Origin of the sequence: Pelagibius sp. (assembly GCF_965249265.1) — a bacterium.
GTDB lineage: Bacteria > Pseudomonadota > Alphaproteobacteria > Kiloniellales > Kiloniellaceae > Pelagibius.
The window spans coordinates 2,778,335-2,803,278 of record NZ_OZ252224.1 but is presented as its reverse complement, the minus strand read 5'-3'; the positions used below and the strand labels follow the sequence as shown (position 1 = coordinate 2,803,278).

The 24,944-nt window shown below is 62.5% G+C and carries 25 protein-coding genes and 1 riboswitch; of the genes, 22 read left to right on the top strand and 3 right to left on the bottom strand.

Annotated features, from left to right (window positions below; translation table 11 throughout):
* Positions 1-53 precede the first annotated feature (53 nt).
* The 7 genes from ACP146_RS13390 to ACP146_RS13360 all read left to right on the top strand — a co-directional run bounded on the left by ACP146_RS13390 (position 54) and on the right by ACP146_RS13360 (position 7,162).
* Positions 54-1,010 (top strand): glycine betaine ABC transporter substrate-binding protein, encoded by a 957-nt coding sequence (locus ACP146_RS13390; protein ID WP_422367261.1) that lies wholly within the window; start codon positions 54-56, stop codon positions 1,008-1,010.
* 67 nt (positions 1,011-1,077) lie between these two features.
* The gene (locus ACP146_RS13385; protein ID WP_422367260.1) at positions 1,078-2,118 is read left to right on the top strand and encodes a quaternary amine ABC transporter ATP-binding protein; all 1,041 of its coding nucleotides are present in this window, start codon (positions 1,078-1,080) and stop codon (positions 2,116-2,118) included.
* Entirely contained in the window at positions 2,115-3,692 is a 1,578-nt protein-coding gene (locus ACP146_RS13380) for an ABC transporter permease (protein WP_422367259.1), read from the top strand. Before ACP146_RS13385 ends, ACP146_RS13380 begins: the two co-directional genes overlap by 4 nt.
* Before the next feature lie 218 nt (positions 3,693-3,910).
* The gene (locus ACP146_RS13375; RefSeq protein WP_422367258.1) at positions 3,911-4,618 is read left to right on the top strand and encodes an ABC transporter permease; all 708 of its coding nucleotides are present in this window, start codon (positions 3,911-3,913) and stop codon (positions 4,616-4,618) included.
* The gene (locus ACP146_RS13370; RefSeq protein ID WP_422367257.1) at positions 4,611-5,357 is read left to right on the top strand and encodes an ATP-binding cassette domain-containing protein; all 747 of its coding nucleotides are present in this window, start codon (positions 4,611-4,613) and stop codon (positions 5,355-5,357) included. The genes ACP146_RS13375 and ACP146_RS13370 overlap by 8 nt, the downstream gene beginning before the upstream one ends.
* Before the next feature lie 34 nt (positions 5,358-5,391).
* Positions 5,392-6,222 carry a substrate-binding domain-containing protein gene (locus ACP146_RS13365; RefSeq protein WP_422367256.1) on the top strand — a complete coding sequence of 277 codons (831 nt, stop codon included), beginning with the start codon at positions 5,392-5,394 and terminating at the stop codon, positions 6,220-6,222.
* 169 nt (positions 6,223-6,391) lie between these two features.
* The gene (locus ACP146_RS13360; protein WP_422367255.1) at positions 6,392-7,162 is read left to right on the top strand and encodes a molybdate ABC transporter substrate-binding protein; all 771 of its coding nucleotides are present in this window, start codon (positions 6,392-6,394) and stop codon (positions 7,160-7,162) included.
* Between the two features lie 16 nt (positions 7,163-7,178).
* On the opposite strand, the gene ACP146_RS13355 is transcribed toward ACP146_RS13360, so the two are convergent.
* On the bottom strand, positions 7,179-8,108 hold the full coding sequence (locus ACP146_RS13355) for a substrate-binding domain-containing protein (RefSeq protein ID WP_422367254.1): 930 nt from the start codon (positions 8,106-8,108) through the stop codon (positions 7,179-7,181).
* A gap of 118 nt (positions 8,109-8,226) precedes the next feature.
* On the opposite strand from ACP146_RS13355, the gene ACP146_RS13350 reads away from it, so the two are divergent.
* On the top strand, positions 8,227-9,192 hold the full coding sequence (locus ACP146_RS13350; protein ID WP_422367253.1) for an isopenicillin N synthase family dioxygenase: 966 nt from the start codon (positions 8,227-8,229) through the stop codon (positions 9,190-9,192).
* A gap of 21 nt (positions 9,193-9,213) precedes the next feature.
* Here the strand turns inward: ACP146_RS13350 and ACP146_RS13345 are convergent, their stop codons facing one another.
* Both ACP146_RS13345 and ACP146_RS13340 read right to left on the bottom strand, forming a co-directional pair.
* On the bottom strand, positions 9,214-10,326 hold the full coding sequence (locus ACP146_RS13345; protein WP_422367252.1) for a hypothetical protein: 1,113 nt from the start codon (positions 10,324-10,326) through the stop codon (positions 9,214-9,216).
* Positions 10,319-10,906, bottom strand: a complete 588-nt coding sequence (locus ACP146_RS13340; protein WP_422367251.1) for a peroxidase-related enzyme — start codon at positions 10,904-10,906, stop codon at positions 10,319-10,321. Before ACP146_RS13340 ends, ACP146_RS13345 begins: the two co-directional genes overlap by 8 nt.
* Positions 10,907-11,179: 273 nt before the next feature.
* Positions 11,180-11,287: riboswitch (guanidine-I (ykkC/yxkD leader) on the top strand.
* A 94-nt stretch (positions 11,288-11,381) separates the two neighbouring features.
* On the opposite strand from ACP146_RS13340, the gene ACP146_RS13335 reads away from it, so the two are divergent.
* The 14 genes from ACP146_RS13335 (at position 11,382) to ureC (ending at position 24,938) form a co-directional block, all read left to right on the top strand.
* The gene (locus ACP146_RS13335; RefSeq protein ID WP_422367250.1) at positions 11,382-12,461 is read left to right on the top strand and encodes a putative urea ABC transporter substrate-binding protein; all 1,080 of its coding nucleotides are present in this window, start codon (positions 11,382-11,384) and stop codon (positions 12,459-12,461) included.
* A gap of 30 nt (positions 12,462-12,491) precedes the next feature.
* Positions 12,492-13,313 carry an ABC transporter permease gene (locus ACP146_RS13330; RefSeq protein ID WP_422367249.1) on the top strand — a complete coding sequence of 274 codons (822 nt, stop codon included), beginning with the start codon at positions 12,492-12,494 and terminating at the stop codon, positions 13,311-13,313.
* Positions 13,310-14,128, top strand: coding sequence for an ATP-binding cassette domain-containing protein (locus tag ACP146_RS13325; protein ID WP_422367248.1), 819 nt, complete (start codon positions 13,310-13,312; stop codon positions 14,126-14,128). Before ACP146_RS13330 ends, ACP146_RS13325 begins: the two co-directional genes overlap by 4 nt.
* Positions 14,115-15,344, top strand: a complete 1,230-nt coding sequence (locus tag ACP146_RS13320; protein WP_422367247.1) for an agmatinase family protein — start codon at positions 14,115-14,117, stop codon at positions 15,342-15,344. The genes ACP146_RS13325 and ACP146_RS13320 overlap by 14 nt, the downstream gene beginning before the upstream one ends.
* A complete protein-coding gene (locus ACP146_RS13315) occupies positions 15,341-15,799 on the top strand; it encodes a hypothetical protein (protein WP_425032707.1) in 459 nt (152 codons plus the stop codon). Before ACP146_RS13320 ends, ACP146_RS13315 begins: the two co-directional genes overlap by 4 nt.
* A gap of 215 nt (positions 15,800-16,014) precedes the next feature.
* Positions 16,015-17,298: an urea ABC transporter substrate-binding protein gene (gene urtA, locus ACP146_RS13310; protein ID WP_422367245.1), complete on the top strand. Its 1,284-nt coding sequence runs from the start codon at positions 16,015-16,017 to the stop codon at positions 17,296-17,298.
* Between the two features lie 73 nt (positions 17,299-17,371).
* Entirely contained in the window at positions 17,372-19,015 is a 1,644-nt protein-coding gene (gene urtB / locus ACP146_RS13305) for an urea ABC transporter permease subunit UrtB (RefSeq protein ID WP_422367244.1), read from the top strand.
* A gap of 9 nt (positions 19,016-19,024) precedes the next feature.
* Entirely contained in the window at positions 19,025-20,161 is a 1,137-nt protein-coding gene (gene urtC, locus ACP146_RS13300; protein ID WP_422369650.1) for an urea ABC transporter permease subunit UrtC, read from the top strand.
* Positions 20,158-20,979, top strand: coding sequence for an urea ABC transporter ATP-binding protein UrtD (urtD, locus tag ACP146_RS13295; RefSeq protein ID WP_422367243.1), 822 nt, complete (start codon positions 20,158-20,160; stop codon positions 20,977-20,979). Before urtC ends, urtD begins: the two co-directional genes overlap by 4 nt.
* A gap of 7 nt (positions 20,980-20,986) precedes the next feature.
* Positions 20,987-21,682 (top strand): urea ABC transporter ATP-binding subunit UrtE, encoded by a 696-nt coding sequence (gene urtE, locus ACP146_RS13290; RefSeq protein ID WP_422367242.1) that lies wholly within the window; start codon positions 20,987-20,989, stop codon positions 21,680-21,682.
* Positions 21,657-22,550, top strand: a complete 894-nt coding sequence (locus ACP146_RS13285; protein ID WP_422367241.1) for an urease accessory protein UreD — start codon at positions 21,657-21,659, stop codon at positions 22,548-22,550. The genes urtE and ACP146_RS13285 overlap by 26 nt, the downstream gene beginning before the upstream one ends.
* A 33-nt stretch (positions 22,551-22,583) precedes the next feature.
* Positions 22,584-22,886, top strand: coding sequence for an urease subunit gamma (locus tag ACP146_RS13280; protein WP_422367240.1), 303 nt, complete (start codon positions 22,584-22,586; stop codon positions 22,884-22,886).
* 14 nt (positions 22,887-22,900) lie between these two features.
* On the top strand, positions 22,901-23,224 hold the full coding sequence (locus ACP146_RS13275) for an urease subunit beta (protein ID WP_422367239.1): 324 nt from the start codon (positions 22,901-22,903) through the stop codon (positions 23,222-23,224).
* Positions 23,225-23,228: 4 nt separating this feature from the next.
* Positions 23,229-24,938: an urease subunit alpha gene (gene ureC, locus ACP146_RS13270; RefSeq protein WP_422367238.1), complete on the top strand. Its 1,710-nt coding sequence runs from the start codon at positions 23,229-23,231 to the stop codon at positions 24,936-24,938.
* Positions 24,939-24,944: the final 6 nt, after the last annotated feature.

The following is a 24,944-nucleotide window of genomic DNA, read 5'->3' as shown; positions in this document are numbered from 1 at the left end:
GGAGATGACCGGCGGGTCTGACAATAACAAAACTACAGCAGGAGTATGAGGCTATGAAGTTGAACAAAGCACTTTCCAGCGTCGGGGTGGCCGCCATCCTGACTTTTGCCGGTGCGGCACAGGCCGCGGACGTCGTGATCGGCGTGCCCAACTGGCCCTCGGTCAATGCGACGGCCAATGTTCTGAAGGTCGTGATCGAGGATAATCTCGGCCTTGAGGTCGAGCTGCAAAACGGCACCAACCCCGTGGTTTTCGAAGCCATGGACAAGGGCTCGATGCACGCGCATCCGGAGGTCTGGCTGCCCAACCAGCAGAACCTGCACGACAAGTTCGTCAAGGATTCCGGCTCGGTTGCCATGAACCCCAACGGCATCTCGGCCGAACAGGGCATGTGCGTTCCGGATTTCGTTGCCGAGGAATACGGCGTCACCACGATCGAGGACCTGACCGACCCGGAGAAGGCGGCCTTGTTCGACAGCGATGGTGACGGCCGCGGTGAGATCTGGATCGGTGCGCCGGGCTGGGCCTCCACCATCGTCGAACGTGTTCGCGCGAAGTCTTACGGCTATGCCGAGACGCTTGAGTTGCTGGAGATCGACGAGACGCTGGCCTTCGCCAATCTGGATGCCGCGGTGAAGGAGAAGAAGCCCTGGATCGGTTTCTGCTACACGCCGCACTACATCTTCCTGGTTCATGAACTGACCGCGCTGGAAGAGCCGCCGCACAACGCTGCGACTTGGAAGGTCGTGCAGCCGACCGACGATCCGGATTGGCTCGCGAAGTCGGAAGCCGGCTCCGCCTGGAACGGCGCCAAGCTTCATCTCCACTACTCCAAGGAGTTGGAGGAGAAGCATCCCGAGGTGGCGAAACTGTTCTCCAACATGAAGCTGGAAGGCGAAGCCCTTACCGAGATGAGCTATGCGCTGGTGATCAATAAAGAAGATCCAGCCGAGTTCGCGAAGAAGTGGGTAGCCGCCAACGAGGACACCGTTCTGTCCTGGCTCCAGTAGCCTTCGGTCCGCGCCGGCCGCCGTTCTGCGGCGGCCGGCACCTTTCGACACGGATGGGGGGTATACCGTGACCGAGGCTGCTGTCAAAATTGAGGACGTTTGGAAGATCTTCGGGCCACCGGGCGCCGTCAGCGAGGCGATGACGGCGGTCAAGAACGAGGGCATTGGAAAGCCTGAGGTTCTGGAACGCTTCGGCTGTGTGGTCGGCGTCGCTGACGCCAGCTTCGCGGTGCCGCGCGGCGAGATTTTCTGCATCATGGGTCTGTCCGGATCGGGCAAGTCGACCCTGGTACGCCACGTCAATCGTTTGATCGAACCGACCGCCGGGCGGATCGAGATTCTCGGCCGCGACATCGCCCACATGGGCGAAAAGGAACTGCGGGCGGTTCGTGCCAAGCAAATCGGCATGGTGTTTCAGCACATGGCGCTGATGCCGCACCGCTCGGTGCGCGACAACGTTGCCTATCCGCTGGAAATCCGCGGGGTTTCCAAGTCCAAGCGCTGGGCGGTCTCGGATCATACGTTGTCCCTGGTGGACCTCCAGGGTTACGAGGACCGCCTGCCCAAGGAATTGTCGGGCGGTATGCAGCAGCGCGTCGGCATTGCCCGCGCCCTGGCCTCCGACCCTGAAATTCTGCTCATGGACGAGCCCTTTTCCGCGCTCGATCCTTTGATTCGACTGCAGCTTCAGGACCAGTTCAAGGCGCTGGTCGCCCAGCTTCAGAAGACAACGCTTTTCATCACCCATGACCTGGACGAGGCGATCCGCATCGGCCACCGCATCGCCATCATGAAGGATGGGCGGATCGTGCAAATCGGGACGCCGGAAGACATCGTCACCAACCCTGCGGACGACTATGTCCGGGAGTTTGTCCAGGGCATCTCGAAGCTCAAGCTGGTCAAGGCCCATTCCATTATGGAGCCTTTGGAGAAATTCAACGGTGCGCTCGACTCAGCGCCGCGGGCCTCTTCGGAATCGGATCTCGATCAACTCATCGATCTCTCCGTCGGCACCGATCAGCCGGTGGTCATCACTGAAGACGGCCGTGATGTCGGCGTCGTGACCAAGCCGCGACTGCTGCGTGGCATCCAGGGAGGTAAGGAATGACCGATACGACCGTTACGGCGGCCTCGCAGATTGAAGTCGACCGCGCCGAACTCGATGCATCCATTTCCCGCTTTGCGGGTAGCAATGGCGAATACTATGCGGAGGCGTTCCACAAGATTCATGAAGCCACGGGTGTGGTCCCCACGAGCTTCAATCTGGCGGCAATGCTTCTGGGTCCGATCTGGGCGGCGATGCGCGGTGTCTGGGGGTCCTTCTGGGGTTTCCTGATCCTGGAGGTGATCGCCTGGGTGCAGATCGGCCGCGGTGCCTGGGGCAATCCGGGCGCGGAGTTTCTTGAGCGCGCCGCGCGGCAGACCGAACGTGCCGCCGAATTCACCGAGCGCGCCGAGGCTGCCCGCTTGGCCGGCGAAGACCCCAGCCGTTTCGAGACGCTGGCCGGCAACATGGCGCGCGCTGTCGAGCGGAACCAACAGGCTGCCGAAGCAGCCAATGCTGAGGCTTTCAGCATCCTTATGATCGGCTTGGCCCTCTTGCTGGTGATCAAGCTCGTCGAAGGTTTCTACAGCAATGTCATCTACGAGAAGCAGTATTCGCGCTGGCGCATCGACCCGTCCCATGTCGACTCAGGGGTCAAGACACAGCGTCTGATTCTCGGCATTTTGCTGGTCCTGGCGATTGCGCCTCTGACTGTCTACAAGTTCACTTCTGCGAGCCCGATCGAAATGCTGAGCGGCTTCCCGGAGCGCGAAGTCAGTCAGCTTGTTCTGTCCACTGATAGCCAGACCATCTACACTGGTGTTGCCAATTGGATGGACCGTCAGATCGATGCGGCGGCCACCGCCGGTTCCGGCGCCTTCGACAGCATCACCGCTGGCGTGCGTGCGGTGCTCGACACGTTGACCCTGGCCTTGATCGGGACGCCCTGGCCGGTGGTTATGGTGGTGATTTGCGTCGTCGCCTGGCGGGCGGCGGGGCCGCGCGTGGCGATCTTTACCGCCGCTGCGCTCGCCTATGTGGCGCTGCTGGGCTATTGGGAGATTTCCATGGAGACGGTAGCGCTGGTGGGCGCTGCGGTGCTGATCTGCGTGACGATCGGCATTCCCTTGGGGATCTGGTTCGGAAAGTCGGCGCGCGCCTACCGGGGCGCCGAACCGGTATTGGACCTGATGCAGACCTTGCCGGCCTTTGTCTATTTGATTCCCATCATCGCCTTCTTCGGCACCGGCAATCCGCCGGGGATTTTGGCAACCATCATCTTCGGCATGCCGCCGGTGATCCGCCTGACGGCGCTCGGCATGCGTGGCGTGCCGGACAGCATAAAAGAGGCGGCGGTCGCCTTCGGTGCGACCCGTTGGCAGCTGCTGAAGGACGTGGAGTTTCCTCTGGCGCTGCCGTCGATCATGGCCGGAGTGAATCAGACCATTCTGATGTGCCTCTCCATGGTCGTGATCATCTCGCTGATCGGCGGTGGCGGACTCGGCAAGGTGATCCTGGAAGCGCTGCAATACGCGGCTAAGGGGCCGGGTCTTCTGGGCGGCTTCGCCATCCTGTTCTGCGCCATGGTCATCGACCGCATCGTCCAGGGCGCCTTCCGCCGCGCCGACCAGAAGTAGGTTTATCTGTCCCAAAACACGGCGTCCGACCCTGCCGGGTTGGCGCCGTGTTTTGCTGTCCGCTCCTCTGAGATCATCCCTGAAACCCGCCTGTCTCCGCCTTTTCGGATCGGCTCATGCGGCTCTCCGCGCGCAGCAGGCTTGCCTGTATCGTAGAAAAAGACATAAAATGCATAATAACACATAGATTCGGCAGATCAGGGGACAGAGACGGGGCAATGCAGGATTTTGGGGCCGCTTTTGCGGAGGCCTTTTCTTTGATTGTCGGCTTCGATGCGGCGCTTGCCGAGATCATCGGGCTGTCGCTGCGGGTGACGTTCTCCGCCGTGGCCATTGCCTGTGTCATCGGTCTGCCGCTTGGTGCCTTGCTGGCCGTCGGGCGCTTTCCCGGCCGCATGGTGTTGGTGGTGTTGGTCAGCGCTCTGATGGGCCTGCCGCCGGTGGTGGTGGGGCTGGCGGTTTATCTGCTGCTGTCCTCGGCCGGGCCGCTTGGCGTACTGCAACTGCTTTACACGCCGACGGCGATGATCATTGCCCAGACCATTCTGGTGACGCCCATCGTCGCCGCGCTGACGCGACAGGTCATCGAAGATCTGAACAGCGAGTATGACGAGCTGCTGCGCTCTCTGGGGACCAGCCGCATCGGCACCGTGGCGACACTGTTGTGGGACGCGCGTTATTCGCTGCTGACAGCGGCGCTGGCGGGCCTGGGGCGCGCCCTGGCCGAGGTGGGGGCGGTGATGATCGTCGGCGGCAACATCAATCACGTGACCCGGGTGATGACAACGGCGATTGCGCTGGAAACCTCCAAGGGAGAGTTGGCTTTGGCGCTCGGGCTTGGGATCATCCTGGTATGCCTCTCGATTCTGATCAATGCGGGCCTGATGGGGTTGCGCCGAACGGCGGAGCAGATGGCTTATGCCTGAGGTCCTGGCCATAGACTTCGGTGAGGAAAACGCGCCGTCGCCGGCAATCCGTCTCGACGGTCTTGTACTCGAGCGAGGCGGCAAGGCAGTGATCGACGGCCTGAGCCTCGATCTCGGTCCGAGCGGTGTTACTGCCTTCATGGGCCCGAACGGAGCAGGCAAAAGTCTTACCCTGCGGCTCATCGCCGGACTGATCGCACCGACTGCCGGCACCATCCATTTTGCCAAAGGCAGGCCTTTGCCGCAGCAGATTGCCCTGGTCTTTCAAAAACCGGTGCTGCTGCGCCGCTCTGTCAGGGCCAATCTCGACCATGCCCTGAAGACCTTCGGCATGGCGCGGCGGGAAAGACCCGCGCGTGTGGCCGAGTTGTTGGCTCTGGGCCAGCTTGAGGCCTTGGCGGATAGGCCGGCGCGGGTGCTTTCCGGTGGCGAACAGCAGCGGGTGGCCATGGTGCGCGCCCTGGCCGCCAGTCCGAAGTATCTGCTGCTGGATGAGCCCACGGCGAGCCTGGACCCGCAAGCGACGGCGGCCATTGAGGCCCTGGTCATGCGGGCCGCAGCCGATGGCGTGCGCGTAATCCTGGTGACGCACGAGGCGGGTCAGGCCCAGCGCCTCGCCGATGACATCTGCTTCCTGCACAAAGGCCGTCTGCTCGAGGCCGCGCCGGCAGCACTTTTTTTTCAGGCGCCGAAATCCGCAGAAGCCAGGGCTTACCTGGCCGGTGACCTGCTGCTTTGATTCCCCATAGTCAGCCAAGAAGGTAGAACCCGAAATGCTCGCCAAAGCTCTGAAGTTTGCCGTCCCGATCTTCACCGCCACCGCCTTCCTGCAAGGGGCCGCTCTGGCGGCGGAGGATTTCATTATCGTCCAATCGACGACCTCGACCCAGAACTCCGGTCTCTACGATCACCTGCTTCCGCAGTTCCAGGAGAAGTCCGGTATCGAGGTGCGTGTGGTGGCTGTGGGAACGGGGCAGGCGATCAAGAATGCGCAGAACTGCGACGGCGACGTATTGCTGGTCCATGCCAAACCCGCTGAGCAGAAGTTCGTCAGCGAAGGCTATGGCGTCAGCCGCGCCGACGTGATGTACAATGACTTCGTTATCGTCGGGCCGGCTGACGATCCAGCGGGTGTTGTGGGTGGCAAGGACGTAACGGCGGCGCTGGCGAAGATCAAGGAAAGTGCGGCTGCTTTTGCCTCGCGTGGCGATGATTCCGGTACCCACAAAAAAGAACTGGCTCTCTGGAAGGCGGCCGGTGTCGATCCCAGTGGTGACAGCGGTGGTTGGTACCGGGAGACCGGCTCGGGCATGGGCGCCACCTTGAACACGGCGGTCGGCATGGGTGCCTATGCGATGACCGACCGGGCGACCTGGATCGCCTTTGGCAACAAGGGTGACTACAAGATCGCTGTCGAAGGTGACGAGCGGATGTTCAATCAGTACGGGGTGATTCTGGTCAATCCTGACAAGTGTGAAAACGTGAAGGCGGATCTCGGCCAGCAGTTCATCGACTGGATCCTGTCCGACGAGGGCCAGTCCGCCATCGCCGACTACACCCGTGACGGCCAGCAGCTTTTCTTCCCCAACGCCCGGATGAGCTAAGCTTCTCAGGGTGCGCTGCGAAGCGTCGGTTGGCGCGCAGAGCGAACACCAGTGATAAACCGGTGTTCGCTGGCCGCCCCACTTACTCCTCTGTTTTCTTTTCCGGAGAGGACTTCTCTTGCACAGACTGGCCGCCGTTGGCGCCGTGACGGCGCTGTTATCCTTTAGCATGCCAGCATTGGCCGAGACGCAGCAGACATTGAGGCTCCACGCGGCCGGCAGCCTCAAGGCCGCTTTGGGCGATGTTGTTGAGAACTACAGGGCAGAGTATGGAGAGACTGTGGCGGCGACCTTTGCGCCTTCCGGTCTACTGCGACAACGCATTGAAAAGGGCGAGGCGGCGCACGTTTTTGCCTCTGCCAACATGAAACACCCCAGAACCCTGGAACAGGCCGGGCGCGGTGGCCCGGTGGCGCTCTTTGCCCGCAATCGGCTCTGTGCGCTGGCGCAGCCAGAAGTCTCCGTCACGTCAGCCACCCTGCTCGATGTGATGCTCGATCCCCAACTGCGTCTCGGCACCTCCACGCCCAAAGCAGATCCCTCCGGCGACTATGCCTGGGCGCTTTTCGCCAAGGCAGAGGGGTTGCGCGCCGGCGCCCGGGTGAGGCTTGAAGGCAAAGCCCGTCAACTAACCGGCGGTGCGGACAGCGCCAAGCCGCCGGAAGGTCGCAACGCCTATGCCTGGGTCATGGAGTCGGGACAGGCCGATCTGTTTCTGACCTATTGCACCAATGCCGTTTTGGCGCAGCGCGAGGTGCCGGGGCTGCAGATCGTGGCGCCGCCGGCGGCTCTTTCCGTCGGCGCAGACTATGGCCTTGTAGTGCTGGAGGGAGCGCCGGAGTCCGCTTGGCGCCTTGCTCTGCACATTCTATCGCCCGAGGGTCAGAAGATCCTGGCGGATTATGGGTTCGAAAGCGGCGCGCTGCCGTCAGCCGACTAGAGCTGTCGACGAGGCTTCAGGGCCCATTCCAGTGCACCTCGCCGAGCCCGGCAATGTCGTAGCCGCCCAGTGCTTCGGCTTTTTCGGCAAAGGCCGCGGTGCGGCTGAAGGCAAAAAGCTTCTGCAAAGGCGGCTCAAACCAACTGCGCCGGTCAATAATCAGATCAAAGCGCTCCTCGATGGTCGCGACAAAGGGCAGGCCGAATTGCCGGGCCATCGATTGCAGTCCGAGCGCGGCGTCGGCTTGCCCGGCCGCGACCGCCGCAGCGGCATCGGGTTCCGTGCGCGCCAGTTCCGGCAGCAGGGTGACTGCGCCACGCTCGACCCCGGCGGTTTCCAGGAGGTGTTGCAGCAGCACGGCGGTTCCGGCCGTGGGCTGGCGTTGAACCAGACGGCGCCCGCGCAGGTCCCCGATTTCCGTGATCTCCCGCTCCGATCCTGCTGCGACGATGAGGCCGCGCTGGCGCTTCGCCCACTCGACCAGGACGACGGGGCGCTCGGCAAGCTCGGCTGCGACATGATCGCGGTTCCAGCCATCGTGCCCGGTTTCGAAGATATGGACGCCGGCGGCAGCGGCCTTGCCGGCTGCAACACGTGTCAGGCCGTCGAGAGAGCCGTCGAAGAAGCTGGCGAGGCCCGACCCCGATTCACGGATCGCCCAGTCGAGCAGCGGGTCGTGGCTGCCGGCAATGATGTCGGCGCGGGCAACGGACCAGGTGCCGCTTGTGGGGCCGTCGCCAGTGGCGGCTGCAGTGGTGGCGGGCGCTGGGGCACCGGAAAGCCAGGATTCCAGCTCCTGCCGGGGGAACAGCAGCTTGCCGGTCAGGCGGCGGCAGGGGATTTCCCCCTCTGCAGCCATGTCATAAACCTTGCGTTCCTTGACGCGCAGCAGCGCCGCCACCTCTTTGGTGGTCAAAAATGCCGGTGAGTTCTCAAGTTCGCTCATCCCACAGGATTAGACCGATACCGCGCCCAAGGGAAGGGCGTGGTGCGGCCAATTTGAACGAAGAAGCCGCTGATGCTAAAGACAAGAGGTGTCCCAACTCTGAGAAACCGAGGCTCAAATGACCCTTGAGGCCGGACAGGCGCTTGATCGGGCGGCCATTCCCGTGGTCGATATCGCCCCTTTGCGGGCGGGCGATGGGGCGCAGACCGTGGCCGATGCCCTGCATCGCGCCAGCCGCGAGGTCGGTTTCATCTACATCAGCAATCACGGGATCCCCGAGGCGGTCCTGGCCGAAGCCCGAAGCGAAGCCTTGGCTTTCTTTCGTGCTCCGGAGGAACAGAAAGGGCAACTGCGCATCAGCGCCAGCCATCGGGGCTGGCTGGGGCAGGGCGGTGCCAAGATGCAGGATGACGCCAAACCGGACCTGAAGGAGAGCTTCCTCTGGGGCTATGAAGCAGCGGACGGGGCGGTGCCGGACGATCATTCGCTGCGGGGCGCCAACCTCTGGCCGGACTTCCAGCCCGCTCTGCGGCCGAAAGCCATGGCCTACTTCGAGGCCGCACACGCCGTTGCCCACACCCTGATGCAGGGCTTCGCCTTGGGGCTCGGCAAACCGGCCGACTTTTTTCTGAAGACAACGGCCCAACCCATGAGCCGCGCCTCCTTCGTTTATTATCCACCCCAGCCGGCCGACGGCGATCGTTTCGGGGTGGCGCCCCACACGGACTTCGGCGTATTGACCGTCTTGGCGCAGGACGATGTCGGCGGATTGGAGGTGCAGGACGTCCGGGGCCGCTGGGTCGCCGCGCCGCCGATCCCGGGCAGCCTGATCGTCAATGTTGGCGATCTCCTCGCCCGCTGGACCAATGACGCCTACCGTTCGACGCCCCACCGTGTGGTCAATACCTCAGGACGGGAACGCCTGTCTCTGGTGCTGGCCTACGACCCGGAACCGCAGACCGTGATCGACCCCCGCCAGGTCTTCGGTGCGGATGTCGAGACAGACTACGAAGCGACGACCTGCGGTGACTACCTGACCTGGCGTTTCGCCAAGGCCTTCGCCCACCGCAAGGCGGCGGGGTGAACGGTCACAGGTGCGATCCGGTCAATCTGTGATGCCGATCCCACGGCACGGTTGTGCATAGAGCGCCGCCAGGGCCGGTTCATCGGCGAGAATCTCGGGCGCTCCCGGCACGCGCTCTGGATGGAGCCGCCCGGCCTGCCAGACGGCGATGCCGTCGACCGAGACCGTCGCATCGACCAGAGTCCAGGAAATCTCTCCCGGTGCATAGTCACCGCAGGTATGAAAATGAAGAATGCGCGGATTGCCGAAGGCGCCGCCGGACCATCTTTCATAGTGGGCTGCCGCAGCTTGGGTGTAGTCGCTGGCCGGGTGGATGCCGGCGTGCCAGGAGTGCAGGAACCAGGGGTCGAGATCATAACGTTCGGCAATGTCGCGGTAATGCGCCCTGATCTGCGACACCACGTTCTTTGGCCCTTCAAACTCCACGACGCGGTTGTCCTCGACCAGGGCGAAGACATCAGCTTCGAGGGGCAGTGCGTAAGGCTGATAGAACCGCGATCCGGTGCCGGCCAGGAAGCGGCTCAGCGCGACCCGGCCGCGAAAGCCTGCCGCCGTTACGGGCTTGACGATCAGCATCGGGAACCGCCGGACCGTCACTTCGGCAGGCCCGGCCGCACGATCGGTCTGCTTGACCGGAGCGCCGGCATAGTCGCTGCCGCGCGGGCAGGTGACCCTGATCTCGGACGCCTCGGCGATGAAAGCGTCGATCGTATCGCGCAGACGGCAAAGGCCGTTATAGCTAGCGGCCGCGAAGTCCGATTCCAGCATTCCCAGGTCCAGGGCATAGCTCATGGCAATGGACTGCCCGGCCAGGTCGCTGCTGAAACGGATCTGATCCCCGGCCCGCGCGAAGAAGACGACATGGTCATAGCCCTTGATCGCGGCAAGTAACGCCTCCTGGTCTTTCTTCGTGTTCAGACCCGGGGCGACTGTCAGGCGTGTGACATCAAGGCCAAGACCGCTTGCCTCTGCAGCCACACGCTCCGCAGCCCCTTCGTCGTAGTAACCGGCCAGCGCCGATTCACCGACGACCAGAAGGCTCTGTCCCGTTTCGACCTTCAGGCAATCGTTGAGCAGCCGCAGCGGCCCTGCCGAGGCGCTTTGGGCTGTGTCGTTTTGGCGGCTGTCAGGCATCGCCGTCTTTCGCGTAGTAGCCCACAACGTCACCTTCGGTGGTTACGCCCAACCCATTGAGCAGCCGGTTGGCGTAGTTGAAGTAGCCGACGATCTGATTGACCTCCAGGATCTGGCCGTCATCCAGGCCAGCTTCGCGCATGGCCGAGACATCGGACTCTCTCATCGCGCCGGGCGTCAGGGTCAGTTTTCTTGCATAGCGGAGGGCGGACAACTCGCCGCCGTCAAAGCTTCTCTCCGGCGTATCGGCTTTCAGGGCTGCCTCGATGGCGTCGGCGCGCGCTTCGTCGCCGATGAGGTGCCGGGCGTTGGCCCAGTGGTTGGCCAGGGAATAGGGGCAGTCGTTCAGCATCGAGACATAGCTGGCGATGGTTTCCTGGAACCACATCGGCAGCGTGTTCGTATCGTCGTGCAGGGCTGCGCGATAGAGCACCACATGGCCGCGCATGCTGGCCGGGCGCAGGGAATGAACCCGCATCACGTTGTCGACGGTGCCGTGCGGCGTCCGCGCCAAAGCCAGAACCTCTCGCAGGTCTTTATCGGCCTCTTCGTCCGAGAGCATCTTGATCCAGGCTGACATCGCTTACCGGGTCCTTTCGCAGAGAGAATGTGTGAGAAGCCAGACTTCGCCGTAGCATTTAACGCCGAACGGCAACAGCCCTGAAAAAGGGGCGAGTCACTTCTGCCCGATTATTAGGCGTGAGACCGCCTTTGCCTGCTTCCTAAGCAGAATTGAATAGTCGTTATATTACAAATGTTTGTGTACAGCAGACAGGGCTTCCGCGTAATTCTGCGGCTCTGCTTGTTTGAACGCCCAAATGCACAGTTGGCACAGGCCTTGCTGATATCGGCTGTGCAGGGCGTCTAGGGTTCCGGCTGTCGCGGATGTGACGGTGACTGGTCCGAGAGATGCACTCCGGAACATCAGCCGGAGCCACGGCGGGCCAAAATCCCGGGAGATCACTGCAAGAGGTCTGAGGCCGTCTTCAGCAGTCTCCAGTGTTCTCTGCTGTCGACCTCGGAACGGTGAAACGAGATCGGACAGGAGGCTTGGGATGCCGCGACTTATTTCCAGAGCAACGATGGTGGGGCTGCTGTTTGCCGCCTTGGCGACTGTGGTGACGCCGCAGACGGCGCAGGCGGAGAAGAAGGAGAGTTTCCGTATCGCCTGGTCTATCTATGTCGGCTGGATGCCCTGGGCCTACGCCGACGAGATGGGCATCGTGAACAAGTGGGCCGACAAGTACGGTATCGAGATCGAGGTGGTCCAGATCAACGACTACATCGAGTCGATCAACCAGTTCACCACCGGTGCCTTCGACGGCACCGTGATGACCAACATGGATGCGCTCAGCATCCCGGCCGGCGGCGGACTCGATTCCACGGCCCTGATCATCGGTGACTTTTCCAACGGTAATGATGGCCTGGTGGTCAAAGGTGGCGGGGACATTGCCGCGCTGAAGGACAAGAACGTCAATCTGGTGGAGCTTTCGGTTTCGCACTATCTGCTGGCCCGGGCGCTGGACAGCGTAAAGATGGCGGAACGTGAGTTGACCGTCGTCAACACCTCCGACGCCGACATGGTTGCGGCCTTCAAGACGGCCGATGTGGAGGCCGTCGTCACCTGGAACCCGTTGTTGAGTGAGATCGCTGCGGAACCTGGCGCAAAGGTGCTCTACACCTCCGCCGATATCCCAGGCGAGATCATCGATCTGATGGTGGTGAACACAGAGGTGCTGAACGACAACCCCGACTTCGGCAAGGCTCTGGTCGGCGCCTGGTACGAGACCATGGCGATCATGTCCGCCGATGACGAGGCCGGTAAAGCGGCGCGGACCTTCATGGGTGAGAAGTCCGGCACCGACTTGGCCGGTTACGAAGCGCAGTTGGCGACCACCAAGATGTTCTACGAGCCGGCGGAAGCCATCGCCTTCGCCAAGAGCGAGGACCTCGTGAAGACCATGGATGTGGTTCGCAATTTCCTCTTCAAGCACGGCATCCTGGGCGAAGGGGCCCCGAGCCCGGACTACGTCGGGATGACCTTCCCCTCAGGCACGACCCTGGGCGATCAGGCCAACGTCAAATTCCGCTTCGATGACAGCTTTATGAGCCTGGCGGCGGAGGGCGCGCTTTAGGCCGGCCGAAGCAAGATCGGGCGGCCCGCGATGGGGAGGGCGATCAACCAGCATCCGGGGGCGGCAGGGAAAGTCCTGCTTGGGGCCTTGCCGTTCCTGCTGCTGATTGCGGTTTACCTCATGGCCTCCGATGCGCGCCTGACGGCGAACCCGGCGGACAAGCTGCTGCCCTCGCTCGAGAGTTTCGGTGCCGCCATCGATCGTCTCGCCTTTCAGCCGGATCCACGCAGAGGGACCTATCTCCTATGGGCGGACACCGCCGCCAGCCTGCTGCGCCTGGGTATTGCACTGGCGATCGCGACGGCGACCGGCCTGCTGGCGGGGATCGCCATCGGTCTTTTGCCGATGGTACGCGCCGCCTTCGCGCCTCTGGTCGCGGCGCTTTCCATGGTGCCGCCGCTGGCTGTTCTTCCCGTTCTCTTCATCGTCTTCGGTCTTGGCGAGGTCGCCAAGGTCACGCTGATCGTTGTCGGTATCGCGCCGTTTATGGTGCGCTGTATGGCCATGGCGGTTACAGGATTGCCGCGCGAGCAACTCATCAAGGCCCAGACCCTCGGGGCGACGACCTGGCAGATCGTCACCCGCGTCGTCTTGCCTCAAACCCTGCCGCGATTGGTCAGCGCCCTGCGCCTTTCCCTGGGGCCGGCCTGGCTTTTCCTGATCTCCAGCGAGGCCATTGCCGCGACGGAGGGGCTTGGCTACCGGATCTTCCTGGTGCGGCGCTACCTCGCCATGGATGTCATCCTTCCCTACGTCCTTTGGATCACGCTGCTGGCTTTCCTACTCGACTACCTCTTGCAGCGTATGGCGCAGCGCGCTTTCGCTTGGTCCCCGGAGGGGCAGGAACCATGAGCCTGATCTCGGTCAGGGGCTTGAGCCAGGTCTATGGGCGCCAAACAGTGTTGGAACGCATCAACCTGGAGATCGAGGCGCAGGCGTTCTGCACCATTGTCGGGGCCAGCGGCTGCGGTAAGTCCACTTTCCTGCGATTGCTCTTGAGCGAGGAAAGACCGACCCGCGGTGTGATCGAGCTGGATGGCGCCCCTCTCGGCAGCGAACCGGATGCCGACCGCGGCGTGGTCTTTCAGCGCTACTCCGTCTTTCCTCATCTGACGGTGATGGAGAACCTCATCCTGCCTTTGGAGCTGCGCGCCTCGAAGTTCTGTGGGCGGCTTTTCGGTGCACGGCGGCGCGCCGCCGTGGCGCAGGCTGAAGACTTGCTGGAACGGGTGGGCCTTTCCCATGCCCGCGACGCCTATCCCAAGACGCTTTCCGGCGGCATGCAGCAGCGCCTGGCCATCGCCCAGGCTCTGATGCCGCGGCCGAAGGTCCTCTTGCTCGATGAGCCTTTCGGCGCCCTGGATCCGGGCACCCGCGCGCGTATGCACGAAATCATCCTGTCGCTCTGGCAGGCGGAAAAGATGACCATCTTCATGGTGACCCACGATTTGAAGGAAGGCTTCAAGCTGGGTACGCGCCTCCTGGTCTTCGACAAGCTGCGTTGGGACCCCCATGCGCCGGAAGCCTATGGGGCGACCATCACCTACGACCTGCCGCTCGAAGACAGCCACGGGTTGCCGCCCGAGTTGGTCGAGGCGGCTTCGGACGATCAACCATTCCAAAAACCTGACTTCGGGAGCGAAGGACCAAAAGATGTTCTGCACTGATCCCAGCCGGCGGACCACCGCCGTAGCGGGAACCATGACGTCCAAGGCGGAGGGCCGCCGACACCACCACCCCGACTTCGACAAGATGCAGCTCCAGGGCTGGCGCGCAGCACAGAAGGAGGCCGAACTGCCGGAGGACGGCTGGCAGAAGGAACGGCAGTGGGCGGTCAAAGTGGGCCTGGCCGCTGCCGACAGCATCGATGACCGGGGTATCTCCACCTTCGCGCGCGGGGAACTGCCGCACTACGCGGGGATCAATACCTTCCTGAAAGCACCCTATATCGAGGATGTCGCCAAGGTCGGCGCCTACGATGCCGCCGCCCTGGGCGTTCCCTTCGACGGCGGTACGACCTATCGCCCTGGCACCCGTTTTGGGCCGCAGGGTATCCGGCGGATTTCGGCCCTCTATACGCCTTACAATTACGAAATGGGTGTCGATCTGCGCGAGCAGATGACACTCTGCGATGTCGGTGACGTGTTCACCATTCCCGCCAACATCGAAAAGACCTTCGATCAGATCTCCCGCGCCGTCGGCCATGTGTTCTCCTCCGGTGCGCTGCCGATCATCATGGGGGGCGACCACTCCATCGGCTTTGCCACGGTGCGCGGGATCGCCCAGTGCACCTCCAAGCGGATTGGCATCATTCACTTCGACCGCCATGCCGACATCCAGGAAAAAGACCTGGATGAACGGATGCATACGACGCCCTGGTTCCATGCGACCAACCTGGAGAACGTGCCCGCGACCAACCTGGTGCAGATCGGCATCGGCGGCTGGCAGGTGCCGCGCGAGGCGGTTGTCGAGGCGCGAAAGCGCGACACCACCATCATCACCATGTCGGATGTGGAGGAACTGGGTCTCGACAAAGTGGCCGAGATTGCCTTGGAGACGGCCTGGAAAGATGCCGATGCGGTCTATCTGAGTTTCGACATCGACTCCGTCGACTGCGGCTTCGTGCCCGGAACCGGCTGGCCGGAGCCGGGCGGCTTTCTGCCGCGCGAAGCCCTCAGCCTGGTGAGCAAGGTGGCCGCAGAAGGGATCTGCGGGATGGAGGTGGTCGAGGTTTCACCCCCTTACGACACCTCGGACATCACCTCGCTCTTCGCCACGCGGGTGATGGTCGACGTGCTCGGCACGCTGGTGTCACACGGCAAGATGGGCGCGCATCGCGGCATCATCGATAAGCCGGTGGACTTTTCCGGGGAGGCGGCATGATGGCTAGGGCGGCGCAGGCGGAACCCGCAACGGGCCACAATCATCCACCGGATCACGAGCACCTGCATTCCCATCTGCACGACGGGCAGAAGGCAGGGCAGCCGGGTGCGCAACGTGATGACAATGCGCTGCTCGCCGATGCGCTGATGGACGGCTTCGACGGGGCAGAAGACAAGGCGAGCTTCCTGCGCATGGCGCGTATTCCGCAGCACCTGCATGCCGCGGACGGATCGGCACTGCGGCTGGTCGATGTGGAACTGCGCTACGCCTATCAGGTCGCGACGGCGTCCCCGGCCTTCAGCGCCGAGGAGCTGGTCTACCTGCCGTTCCCGGCAAACATGATCCGCGAAAGAGCGACCATGGTTTTCGTCTATGTCTCGCTGCGGGAACGGCGTGACGTGGATCTCTCGGAGATGATCAAGCTGCTGAATGAAAGGGAGCAGGGTGGGGATTGACCGGCGCGCCCACTGACAGCGTCGCCTATAAAACCAGAATTCAATAAACGCAGGGAAATACATCGTCTCTGTGAATAATTTTTCTTTGTAATATTTTGTAATGGAAAATAAATACATTAGATGGCAAATAAACAAGATGATTTTGTATTGACACTAATTGTCTCAATTCAGCAATATTTTGCGGTGCAACATCAACTTCCAGCGGAGTCAGAACAATGAAATCCGTAATCAGGGGGGCAGCAAGCGCCTTGGCCATGGCCGGCGCGCTCGCCGCCGGGGCGGCCCAGGCGGCCGACGATGTCATCAAGATCGGCGTGCTCCATTCGCTCTCGGGCACCATGGCGATCTCTGAAACCACGCTGAAGGATACGGTCCTGATGATGGTTGACGATCTGAACAAGAACGGCGGCCTGCTCGGCAAACAGGTCGAGGCAGTGGTGGTCGATCCAGCTTCCGACTGGCCGCTTTTCGCCGAGAAGGCGCGGGAGCTGCTTGAGGGCGAGCAGGTGGCGGCGGTCTTCGGCTGCTGGACCTCGGTATCCCGCAAGTCGGTGCTGCCGGTTTTCGAGGAACTGAACGGCCTGCTGTTCTATCCCGTGCAGTACGAGGGCGAGGAAAGCTCCCGCAACGTCTTCTACACCGGCGCGGCGCCGAATCAGCAGGCGATCCCGGCGGTCGAATACCTGATGAGTGAAGACGGCGGCGGGGCCGAGCGCTTCGTCTTGCTGGGTACTGATTATGTCTACCCGCGCACGACCAACAAGATCCTTCGGGCTTTCCTGAACGACAAGGGCATTACGGATGCCGACATCATGGAGAACTACACGCCCTTCGGCCATTCCGACTGGCAGACCATCGTGTCGGAGGTGAAGGAGTTCGCCTCTCAGGGCAAGAAGACGGCGGTGGTCTCCACCATCAACGGCGACGCTAACGTGCCGTTTTACAAAGAGTTGGGGAATCAGGGCATCAATGCCGAGGAGATTCCTGTGGTTGCTTTTTCCGTCGGTGAAGAAGAATTGGCGGGCCTGGATACCGAGCCGCTGGTCGGCCATCTCGCCGCCTGGAATTACTTCATGAGCGTCGAGTCGGACGTGAACGACAGTTTCATCGAGCAGTGGCATGCCTTCATCGGCAATGAGGATCGTGTCACCAACGACCCGATGGAAGCCACCTACATCGGCTTTAAGATGTGGGCCCAGGCGGTGAAGCAGGCGGGCAGCACCGACGTGGATGCCGTGCGTCAGGCCATGTACGGCCAGACGGTACCGAACCTGACCGGCGGCACGGCGGTGATGAACGCGAACCATCACCTCTCCAAGCCTGTGCTGATCGGTGAAATCCAGGACGACGGCATGATCGAGACCGTCTGGTCGACCGAGAAGGAAGTGGTCGGCGACGCCTGGAGCGACTTCATCCCGGAAAGCGCCAAGCTGACTGCCGACTGGACCTATCCCTGGGTCTGCGGCAACTGCGAAGCACCGAAGTACGTGACGAACTAGCCTTACTTCGGCACGGCGGCGGGTCCTTTCGCGGGACCCGCCGCTCATCTTCTTTCTTGGGGAACTCCGATTGATGCCGGCCTTGTCCAAGCTGTTCAGGCTAAGGGCTTTCGCAGTACTGATCGTCTTGCTGATTCCCTCGGCTGCGTCAGCCGAGCTTGCGCAGGACCTCCAGGCGCTGACAGAGAAGTCGAACGCCACCAAGGCCGCGGCGGTGGAAAGCCTGGCTGCCGGCGGGCATGAACGGGCGGTGCCGATCCTCCAGGCCTTTTTGGCCGGCCGCCTCTTTCAGGTGAAGGAAGACGACCGAATGGTCGTCGCCGAGGATAGTGCGGGCGGTTACCGCATTTTCGATGCGATGACCGGCGAGGCGCTGGGCGAAGTCGGCAAACGCAAGCTGCGCAAGGTGAGAATCAACAACCGGCTGCGGCAGGCGGTCAAAGCGGCGCTCGGCGCCCTGACGCTGGGCAGCCCTGACCCGGTGGCGCGGATCCAGGCAGCCGATGCGGTATTCAGATCGGCACAGTCGGACATGCTTGGGCCATTGCAGGCTGCCTTGGCGCGCGAGAGCGATCCCAAGGTGGCCAGCCGCCTGGCACGCGCCTTGGCGGCGACAGAGTTGGCAACGTCCGACGACAAGGCGACGCGACTTGCCGCCATTGAGGCACTGGCGGCTTTCGTTGATCAGGAGGTGCGGGCCATCGTATCGGGGCTGCTGATCATCGACGGGGAAGGGCGGCCGGCAGAGCCCGACAGCGATCTCCGCGCCGCCGCCGCCGAGACCTTGAAAACCATCGAATCAAAACTCGCCTTCAACGGCTTCATCGAGAACATCTTTCAGGGCATCAGCCTGGGTTCGGTCCTGCTGCTGGCCGCCATTGGCCTGGCCATCACCTTCGGGGTGATGGGGGTCATCAACATGGCCCACGGTGAAATGGTGATGATCGGCGCCTATACCACCTTTGTGGTGCAGGAGGTGTTTCGCGCTTCCTTTCCCGGCGCCTTCGACTACTCGCTGTTGGTTGCCATACCCGCAGCCTTTCTGGTGACCGGCCTGGTGGGTATCGGGATCGAGCGCGGCGTCATCCGCTTTCTCTATGGCCGGCCCCTGGAGACCTTGCTGGCCACCTGGGGCCTCAGCCTCATTCTTCAGCAGGTGGTGCGCAGTATCTTCGGCCCCACCAACCGCGAGGTCGGCAATCCCGCCTGGATGAGCGGCGCCTGGGAGGTGGCGGGCGGCCTCACCCTGACCTACAACCGGCTTTGGATCATTCTTTTTGCCTTGCTTGTCTTCGCGCTGCTCATGGCGCTGATCCGCTTCAGCGGCTACGGCCTGCAAATGCGCGCGGTGACCCAGAACCGCCCCATGGCCTCTTCCATGGGTATCCGCACCGGTTGGGTTGATGCCATGACCTTCGGTTTGGGCTCCGGCATCGCGGGCATGGCCGGCGTCGCCCTCAGCCAGATCGACAACGTCAGCCCCAACCTGGGTCAGGGCTACATCATCGACAGCTTCATGGTTGTCGTCTTCGGGGGCGTGGGCAATCTCTGGGGCACCCTCGTAGGAGCCTTCTCGCTCGGGTTGGTGAACAAGTTCCTGGAGCCCTATGCCGGCGCGGTGCTGGGTAAGATCCTGGTGCTCGTGGTGATCATTCTCTTCATCCAAAAGCGCCCGCGCGGCCTCTTCGCGCTGCGCGGACGCGCGGTGGAGAACTAGCCCGTGCTGCTGTCGAACGACCACGGCCGTCTGTTGTCGCCACTGGGCAGCAAGATCACCCTGGGACTGCTGCTCTGTGTCGCCGTTCTGGTGCCGCTGCTGAATCTGGCGGTGCCGTCGGACTCGGTTTTTCATGTGCCGACCTATCTCGTGAGCCTCCTGGGCAAGTATCTCTGTTTTGCTCTGCTGGCGCTTTCCGTCGATCTTATCTGGGGCTACTGCGGGATCCTGAGCCTGGGTCACGGTGCTTTCTTTGCACTCGGCGGCTATGCCATGGGCATGCATCTGATGCGCCAGATCGGTGACCGCGGGGTCTATGGGAATCCCGATTTGCCGGACTTCATGGTCTTCCTGAACTGGAAGGAGTTACCCTGGTACTGGTACGGCTTCGAGTCCTTTCCCTTTGCCTTGCTGATGGTGATCCTGGTGCCGGGCCTGTTGGCCCTCGTCTTCGGCTGGCTGGCTTTCCGCTCGCGCGTCACCGGGGTCTATCTCTCCATCATCACCCAGGCCATGACCTTCGCCCTGTTGCTGGCCTTCTTCCGCAACGACATGGGCTTCGGCGGCAATAACGGTCTGACCGACTTTAAGGAACTGCTGGGCTTCAACTTGCAGGCCGACGGTACTCGTGCCGGGCTCTTTGCGGCTTCCGCCGTCATGCTGGCCCTGGCTTACCTGCTTTGCCGATGGATTGTCTGCTCGAAGGTGGGGCGGGTGCTGGTGGCGATCCGTGATGCCGAGAGCCGGGTGCGCTTCCTCGGCTACCGGGTGGAATTCTACAAGCTCTTCGTTTTCGTCCTTTCGGCCATGCTGGCGGGGCTCGCCGGGGCCCTCTACGTGCCTCAGGTCGGCATCATCAATCCAAGCGAGTTCTCGCCCGCCAATTCCATCGAGATCGTGATCTGGGTGGCGGTCGGCGGACGCGGCTATCTGCACGGCGCGATCCTGGGCGCGCTTCTGGTGAACTACGCCAAGACCTATCTGACCGGGGCGGCGCCGGAGATCTGGCTGTTTTTCCTCGGCGGCCTTTTTGTCGCCGTCACGGTCTTTCTGCCAAGGGGCATCATCGGCTCTCTGCCGGGCCTGCAAGACCGCCTGCGGGCCGCTTTCCTGCGCGAAGTTCTACCGGGGAAAACGGCGGGATGAGCGAAGCTCTCTCACAAATCACAACGACAGAGGCCGCAGAACCTGTCCACCAGACCCCATCAAGGCCGGTCCATGCCGCTGCCGATACCATCCTCTATGTCGACGGCGTGTCGGTCAGCTTCGACGGCTTCAAGGCGCTGAACAATCTCAGCCTCTATGTGGTCTCCGGCGAACTGCGCGCGATCATCGGCCCAAACGGCGCCGGCAAGACGACCATGATGGACGTGATTACCGGCAAGACCCGGCCCGACAGCGGGGAGGTCTTTTTCAATGGTTCCATCGATCTCACCAGGTTGGACGAAGCTGCCATCGCAAACCTGGGGATTGGCCGAAAATTCCAGAAACCGACGGTCTTCGAAAGCCAGAGTGTCTTTGACAACCTTGAACTCGCTCTAAAGGGCGACCGTGGCGTTTTCACCGGTCTCTTCGCCCGTCCGAGCAAGGCGCAGCTTGAGCGGATCGATGCGGTGCTGGAACGCATCGTCCTGAAGGACTTCCGCGACGCCTTGGCCGGCAACCTTTCGCACGGACAAAAGCAGTGGCTGGAGATCGGCATGTTGCTGATGCAGGACCCCGAGCTGTTGCTCGTGGACGAGCCTGCGGCGGGGATGACCGATGCCGAAACGGAAAAGACGGCGGTCATGCTGCAGGAGATCGCACAGTCGCACTCCGTTGTCGTGGTCGAGCATGACATGGAGTTCATCCGCGCGCTGGATTGTCATGTCACGGTATTGCACGAGGGCTCGGTTTTGGCCGAAGGCTCGCTCGACAGCTTGCAGAGCAACCGTGACGTTATCGAAGTCTATCTTGGGCGCTGAGGAAAAGATGCTTCAGGTTCAGGACATCGATCTCTTCTACGGCGCCAGCCAGGCGCTCAAGAAAGTCAGTCTCAGCGCGGAGAAGGGGCAAGTGACCTGTGTCCTTGGCCGTAACGGGGTTGGCAAAACCTCGCTGCTGCGGGCCATCGCCGGACAGCAGGCTGTGAAAGCCGGCTCGATCCGCTGGGAAGACCAGCTGCTGGAGGGGCTGGCACCGCATCAGCGGGCACGGCGTGGCATCGCTTTCGTGCCCCAGGGGCGGGAGATTTTTCCCCTCTTGTCGGTGGAGGAAAACCTGCGCAGCGGCTTTGCGGCTTTGCCTCGTGCCGCCCGGCGGATTGAAGCGGAAATTTTCGAGCTGTTCCCGGTGCTGAAAGACATGTTGCGGCGGCGCGGCGGCGACCTCTCCGGCGGCCAGCAGCAGCAGCTTGCCATCGCCCGTGCCTTGGTGCTGCGGCCCCGGCTTTTGGTGCTGGACGAGCCGACAGAGGGCATCCAGCCCTCCATCATCAAGGATATCGAGCGGGTCATCCGCCTGCTGGCCGCCAGGGGTGATATGGCCATCGTTCTGGTCGAGCAGTATTTCGACTTCGCCAGAGACCTGGCGGACAGCTATGCTGTCTTGGACCGGGGCGAGATCGTTTTATCCGGTCGGGGAGATGAAATGGTCGAGGCCGATGTCCGTCGCTACATCGCCGTCTGAGGTTATACCGGCAAATCAGGCTTCCGCAGCGGTTGTTCCGCTGCGTCGTGCCGCCGTACGCGGAGAAGCCGCACTGTCGGTGCGGGCCGAAGCGGGTGTGACGCGGCTGGTCGATCTGCATCAGCGCGATCCGCTCTCGCTGCGCCTGCCGCAGCCGGCGCGCGGCGACATTTTCGAAGCCAGCCTCATCACGACCTCCGGCGGAATCGTTGGCGGTGATAGTTTAGAGATCGCTGTTACGGCGGGTGCTGATGCCCAACTGCGTGTCTATCCACAGGCGGCGGAGAAGGTCTATCGCTCGACCGGCGCCGACAGCTCTATCAACGTAAGCCTGAGCGCGGCGGCAGGGGCTTGGCTGGAATGGCTGCCCCAGGAAACGATCCTTTTCGACGGTGCCCGCCTGCGGCGCGAAACCACGCTGACGGTCGAACCCGGCAGCCGGGTGCTGGCCGGCGAGTTTCTGGTCTTTGGCCGCAGTGCCTCCGGCGAAACGCTCAGCCAAGGCTTGATCCGTGATGCATGGCAGCTGCGCGCCGGAGAACGGCTCATCTGGGCCGATGCCCTGCATATGGAGGGCGACTTTCGACGGCCGCTGGCCTCTGTTGCCTGCCTCGGCGGTATGACGGCCTTCGCCAGCGCGATTTTCCATGCCGAGAATGCTACGGCGCAGCTGGAGCCTTTGCGTGCTCTGCTGCCCGAAGACTCTCCTGGGTCTCAACAGGCGCTGACTGCCGTCAACGGCGTGATCGCTGGGCGTTTTCTGGGAGAGGCAAGGGCGGTCCGTCAGGCCTATGGCGCCTTCTGGGCGGCGGCACGTGCTCATTTGGCCGGTTTGCCGCCAGCACTGCCCCGTCTTTGGCATCTCTAGACAAGTAAGAAGCAAAGCAAGAAGGAGGAGAGGGTGAACCTGACACCACGGGAAAAAGACAAGCTGCTTGTCTCCGTCGCTGCCATGGTGGCGCGCAACCGGCTGGGGCGCGGCTGCAAGCTGAACTACCCGGAAGCCATCGCCCTGATTTCCGATTATGTGGTGGAGGGCGCGCGCGACGGCCGTACGGTCGCCGAGCTGATGCGCGACGGTGGGACCGTGATCTCCCGCGATCAGGTCATGGACGGCATCGCCGAGATGATCCACGAGATCCAGGTCGAAGCGACCTTTCCAGACGGGACCAAGCTGGTCACCGTCCATCAGCCGATCCGCTAGGGAGAGCCGCAACGATGATCCCCGGAGAAATCATGGTCGCCGACGGCGACATCCTGCTGAACGAGGGCCGTGAGACGATCACCCTTCTGGTTGCCAACAGCGGCGACCGCCCGGTGCAGGTCGGCTCCCACTATCATTTCTATGAAACCAACACGGCTTTGATCTTCGACCGTGACAAAGCGCTGGGCTACAGGCTCGACATTGCCGCCGGCACGGCGGTGCGCTTCGAGCCCGGCCAAAGCCGCGAGGTGATGCTGATCCCCTATGCCGGTGCCCGGGAGATCCACGGCTTCAACGCCCGGATCAACGGCCCTCTCACAGACGACCTGGAGGGCTAGAGCCATGCCGCAGAAGATCGACCGCGCGGCCTATGCGGCCATGTTTGGCCCGACAACGGGGGATCGTGTCCGGCTGGCCGATACCGAACTTGTCATTCAAGTTGAAGAAGATCGGACAACCTACGGGGAAGAAGTAAAGTTCGGCGGTGGAAAGGTGATTCGCGACGGTATGGGCCAAGCCCAGGCGAGCCGCGCCCAGGGGGCGGTCGATACGGTCATCACCAATGCCCTGATCGTTGATCATTGGGGCATCATCAAGGCCGATGTGGGTTTGAAAGACGGGCGCATCGCGGCCATCGGCAAGGCCGGCAATCCCGACGTCCAGCCGGGTGTCGATATCGTCATCGGGCCGGGGACGGAGGCCATCGCCGGCGAGGGCCGCATCCTCACCGCCGGGGGTATCGACGCGCACATCCACTGGATCTGCCCGCAGCAGATGGAAGACGCCCTCTATTCCGGTGTTACCACCATGATGGGCGGCGGCACCGGCCCGGCGGAGGGCACCAATGCCACCACAGCGACACCCGGCCCCTGGCATATGGAGCGCATGTTGCAGGCGGCTGAGGGTTTTCCGATGAATCTCGGCTTCTTCGGCAAGGGCAATGCCTCCAAGCCCGATGCCTTGATCGAACAGATAGAGGCCGGCGCCTGTGCGCTTAAGCTGCACGAGGATTGGGGCACCACGCCCTCGGCCATCGATACCTGTCTTTCCGTCGCCGATGAAATGGATATCGGTGTCGCGATCCATACCGATACCCTGAACGAGTCCGGCTTTGTCGAGAACACCATTGCCGCGTTCAAGGGGCGCACGATCCACGCCTTTCATACCGAGGGGGCGGGGGGCGGCCATGCGCCCGATATCATCAAGGTCTGCGGTGAGCTGAACGTGCTGCCGTCGTCGACCAACCCGACGCGGCCCTTCACGGTGAATACGGTGGATGAGCACCTCGACATGCTGATGGTCTGTCATCACCTGGACCCGAAGATCCCCGAGGATCTCGCCTTTGCGGAAAGCCGCATCCGGCGGGAGACGATTGCGGCGGAAGACATTCTCCACGACCTCGGCGCGTTTTCGATGATCGCCTCCGACAGCCAGGCCATGGGCCGGGTCGGGGAGGTGATCATCCGCACCTGGCAAACTGCCGACAAGATGAAGAAGCAGCGCGGCGCCCTGCCGGAAGAAAAGAACGACAACGACAACTTCCGGGTCAAACGCTATATCGCCAAGTACACCATCAATCCCGCCCTGACCCATGGTATCGCCGAGTCAGTCGGCTCCGTCGAAGTCGGCAAGCTGGCGGATCTGGTGCTCTGGAAGCCGATGTTCTTCGGCGTGAAGCCCGACCTGGTTCTGAAGTGCGGCACCATCGCCGCCGCGGCCATGGGCGATCCCAATGCCTCGATCCCGACACCCCAGCCGGTCCACTATCGCCCGATGTTCGGTGGCTTCGGCAAGGCCATGACTGCCAGTGCCGTGACGTTCGTTTCCCAGGCAGCGGCGGCGGCCGATGTCGGCGGGCGGCTCGGTCTCGACCGCAGCGTGCTCCCGGTTTCAGGGATCCGCAAAGTCACCAAGAAGCAGATGGTGCTGAACGACTACACGCCTGAGGTCGCTGTCGATCCGGAGACCTATGAGGTGCGCGCCGACGGCGCGCTTCTGACCTGCGAGCCGGCGGCAGAGCTGCCCATGGCGCAGCGCTACTTCCTGTTTTAGTCTGCG

Bases quoted from the DNA above. Each gene is read 5' to 3' on its own strand.
- ACP146_RS13390 (WP_422367261.1), top strand. From the start codon at position 54: ATGAAGTTGAACAAAGCACTTTCCAGCGTCGGGGTGGCCGCCATCCTG.
- ACP146_RS13380 (WP_422367259.1), top strand. From the start codon at position 2,115: ATGACCGATACGACCGTTACGGCGGCCTCGCAGATTGAAGTCGACCGC.
- ACP146_RS13375 (WP_422367258.1), top strand. From the start codon at position 3,911: ATGCAGGATTTTGGGGCCGCTTTTGCGGAGGCCTTTTCTTTGATTGTC.
- ACP146_RS13370 (WP_422367257.1), top strand. From the start codon at position 4,611: ATGCCTGAGGTCCTGGCCATAGACTTCGGTGAGGAAAACGCGCCGTCG.
- ACP146_RS13365 (WP_422367256.1), top strand. From the start codon at position 5,392: ATGCTCGCCAAAGCTCTGAAGTTTGCCGTCCCGATCTTCACCGCCACC.
- ACP146_RS13360 (WP_422367255.1), top strand. From the start codon at position 6,392: ATGCCAGCATTGGCCGAGACGCAGCAGACATTGAGGCTCCACGCGGCC.
- ACP146_RS13355 (WP_422367254.1), bottom strand. From the start codon at position 8,108: ATGAGCGAACTTGAGAACTCACCGGCATTTTTGACCACCAAAGAGGTG.
- ACP146_RS13350 (WP_422367253.1), top strand. From the start codon at position 8,227: ATGACCCTTGAGGCCGGACAGGCGCTTGATCGGGCGGCCATTCCCGTG.
- ACP146_RS13345 (WP_422367252.1), bottom strand. From the start codon at position 10,326: ATGCCTGACAGCCGCCAAAACGACACAGCCCAAAGCGCCTCGGCAGGG.
- ACP146_RS13340 (WP_422367251.1), bottom strand. From the start codon at position 10,906: ATGTCAGCCTGGATCAAGATGCTCTCGGACGAAGAGGCCGATAAAGAC.
- ACP146_RS13335 (WP_422367250.1), top strand. From the start codon at position 11,382: ATGCCGCGACTTATTTCCAGAGCAACGATGGTGGGGCTGCTGTTTGCC.
- ACP146_RS13330 (WP_422367249.1), top strand. From the start codon at position 12,492: ATGGGGAGGGCGATCAACCAGCATCCGGGGGCGGCAGGGAAAGTCCTG.
- ACP146_RS13325 (WP_422367248.1), top strand. From the start codon at position 13,310: ATGAGCCTGATCTCGGTCAGGGGCTTGAGCCAGGTCTATGGGCGCCAA.
- ACP146_RS13320 (WP_422367247.1), top strand. From the start codon at position 14,115: ATGTTCTGCACTGATCCCAGCCGGCGGACCACCGCCGTAGCGGGAACC.
- ACP146_RS13315 (WP_425032707.1), top strand. From the start codon at position 15,341: ATGATGGCTAGGGCGGCGCAGGCGGAACCCGCAACGGGCCACAATCAT.
- urtA (WP_422367245.1), top strand. From the start codon at position 16,015: ATGAAATCCGTAATCAGGGGGGCAGCAAGCGCCTTGGCCATGGCCGGC.
- urtB (WP_422367244.1), top strand. From the start codon at position 17,372: ATGCCGGCCTTGTCCAAGCTGTTCAGGCTAAGGGCTTTCGCAGTACTG.
- urtD (WP_422367243.1), top strand. From the start codon at position 20,158: ATGAGCGAAGCTCTCTCACAAATCACAACGACAGAGGCCGCAGAACCT.
- urtE (WP_422367242.1), top strand. From the start codon at position 20,987: ATGCTTCAGGTTCAGGACATCGATCTCTTCTACGGCGCCAGCCAGGCG.
- ACP146_RS13285 (WP_422367241.1), top strand. From the start codon at position 21,657: ATGTCCGTCGCTACATCGCCGTCTGAGGTTATACCGGCAAATCAGGCT.
- ACP146_RS13275 (WP_422367239.1), top strand. From the start codon at position 22,901: ATGATCCCCGGAGAAATCATGGTCGCCGACGGCGACATCCTGCTGAAC.
- ureC (WP_422367238.1), top strand. From the start codon at position 23,229: ATGCCGCAGAAGATCGACCGCGCGGCCTATGCGGCCATGTTTGGCCCG.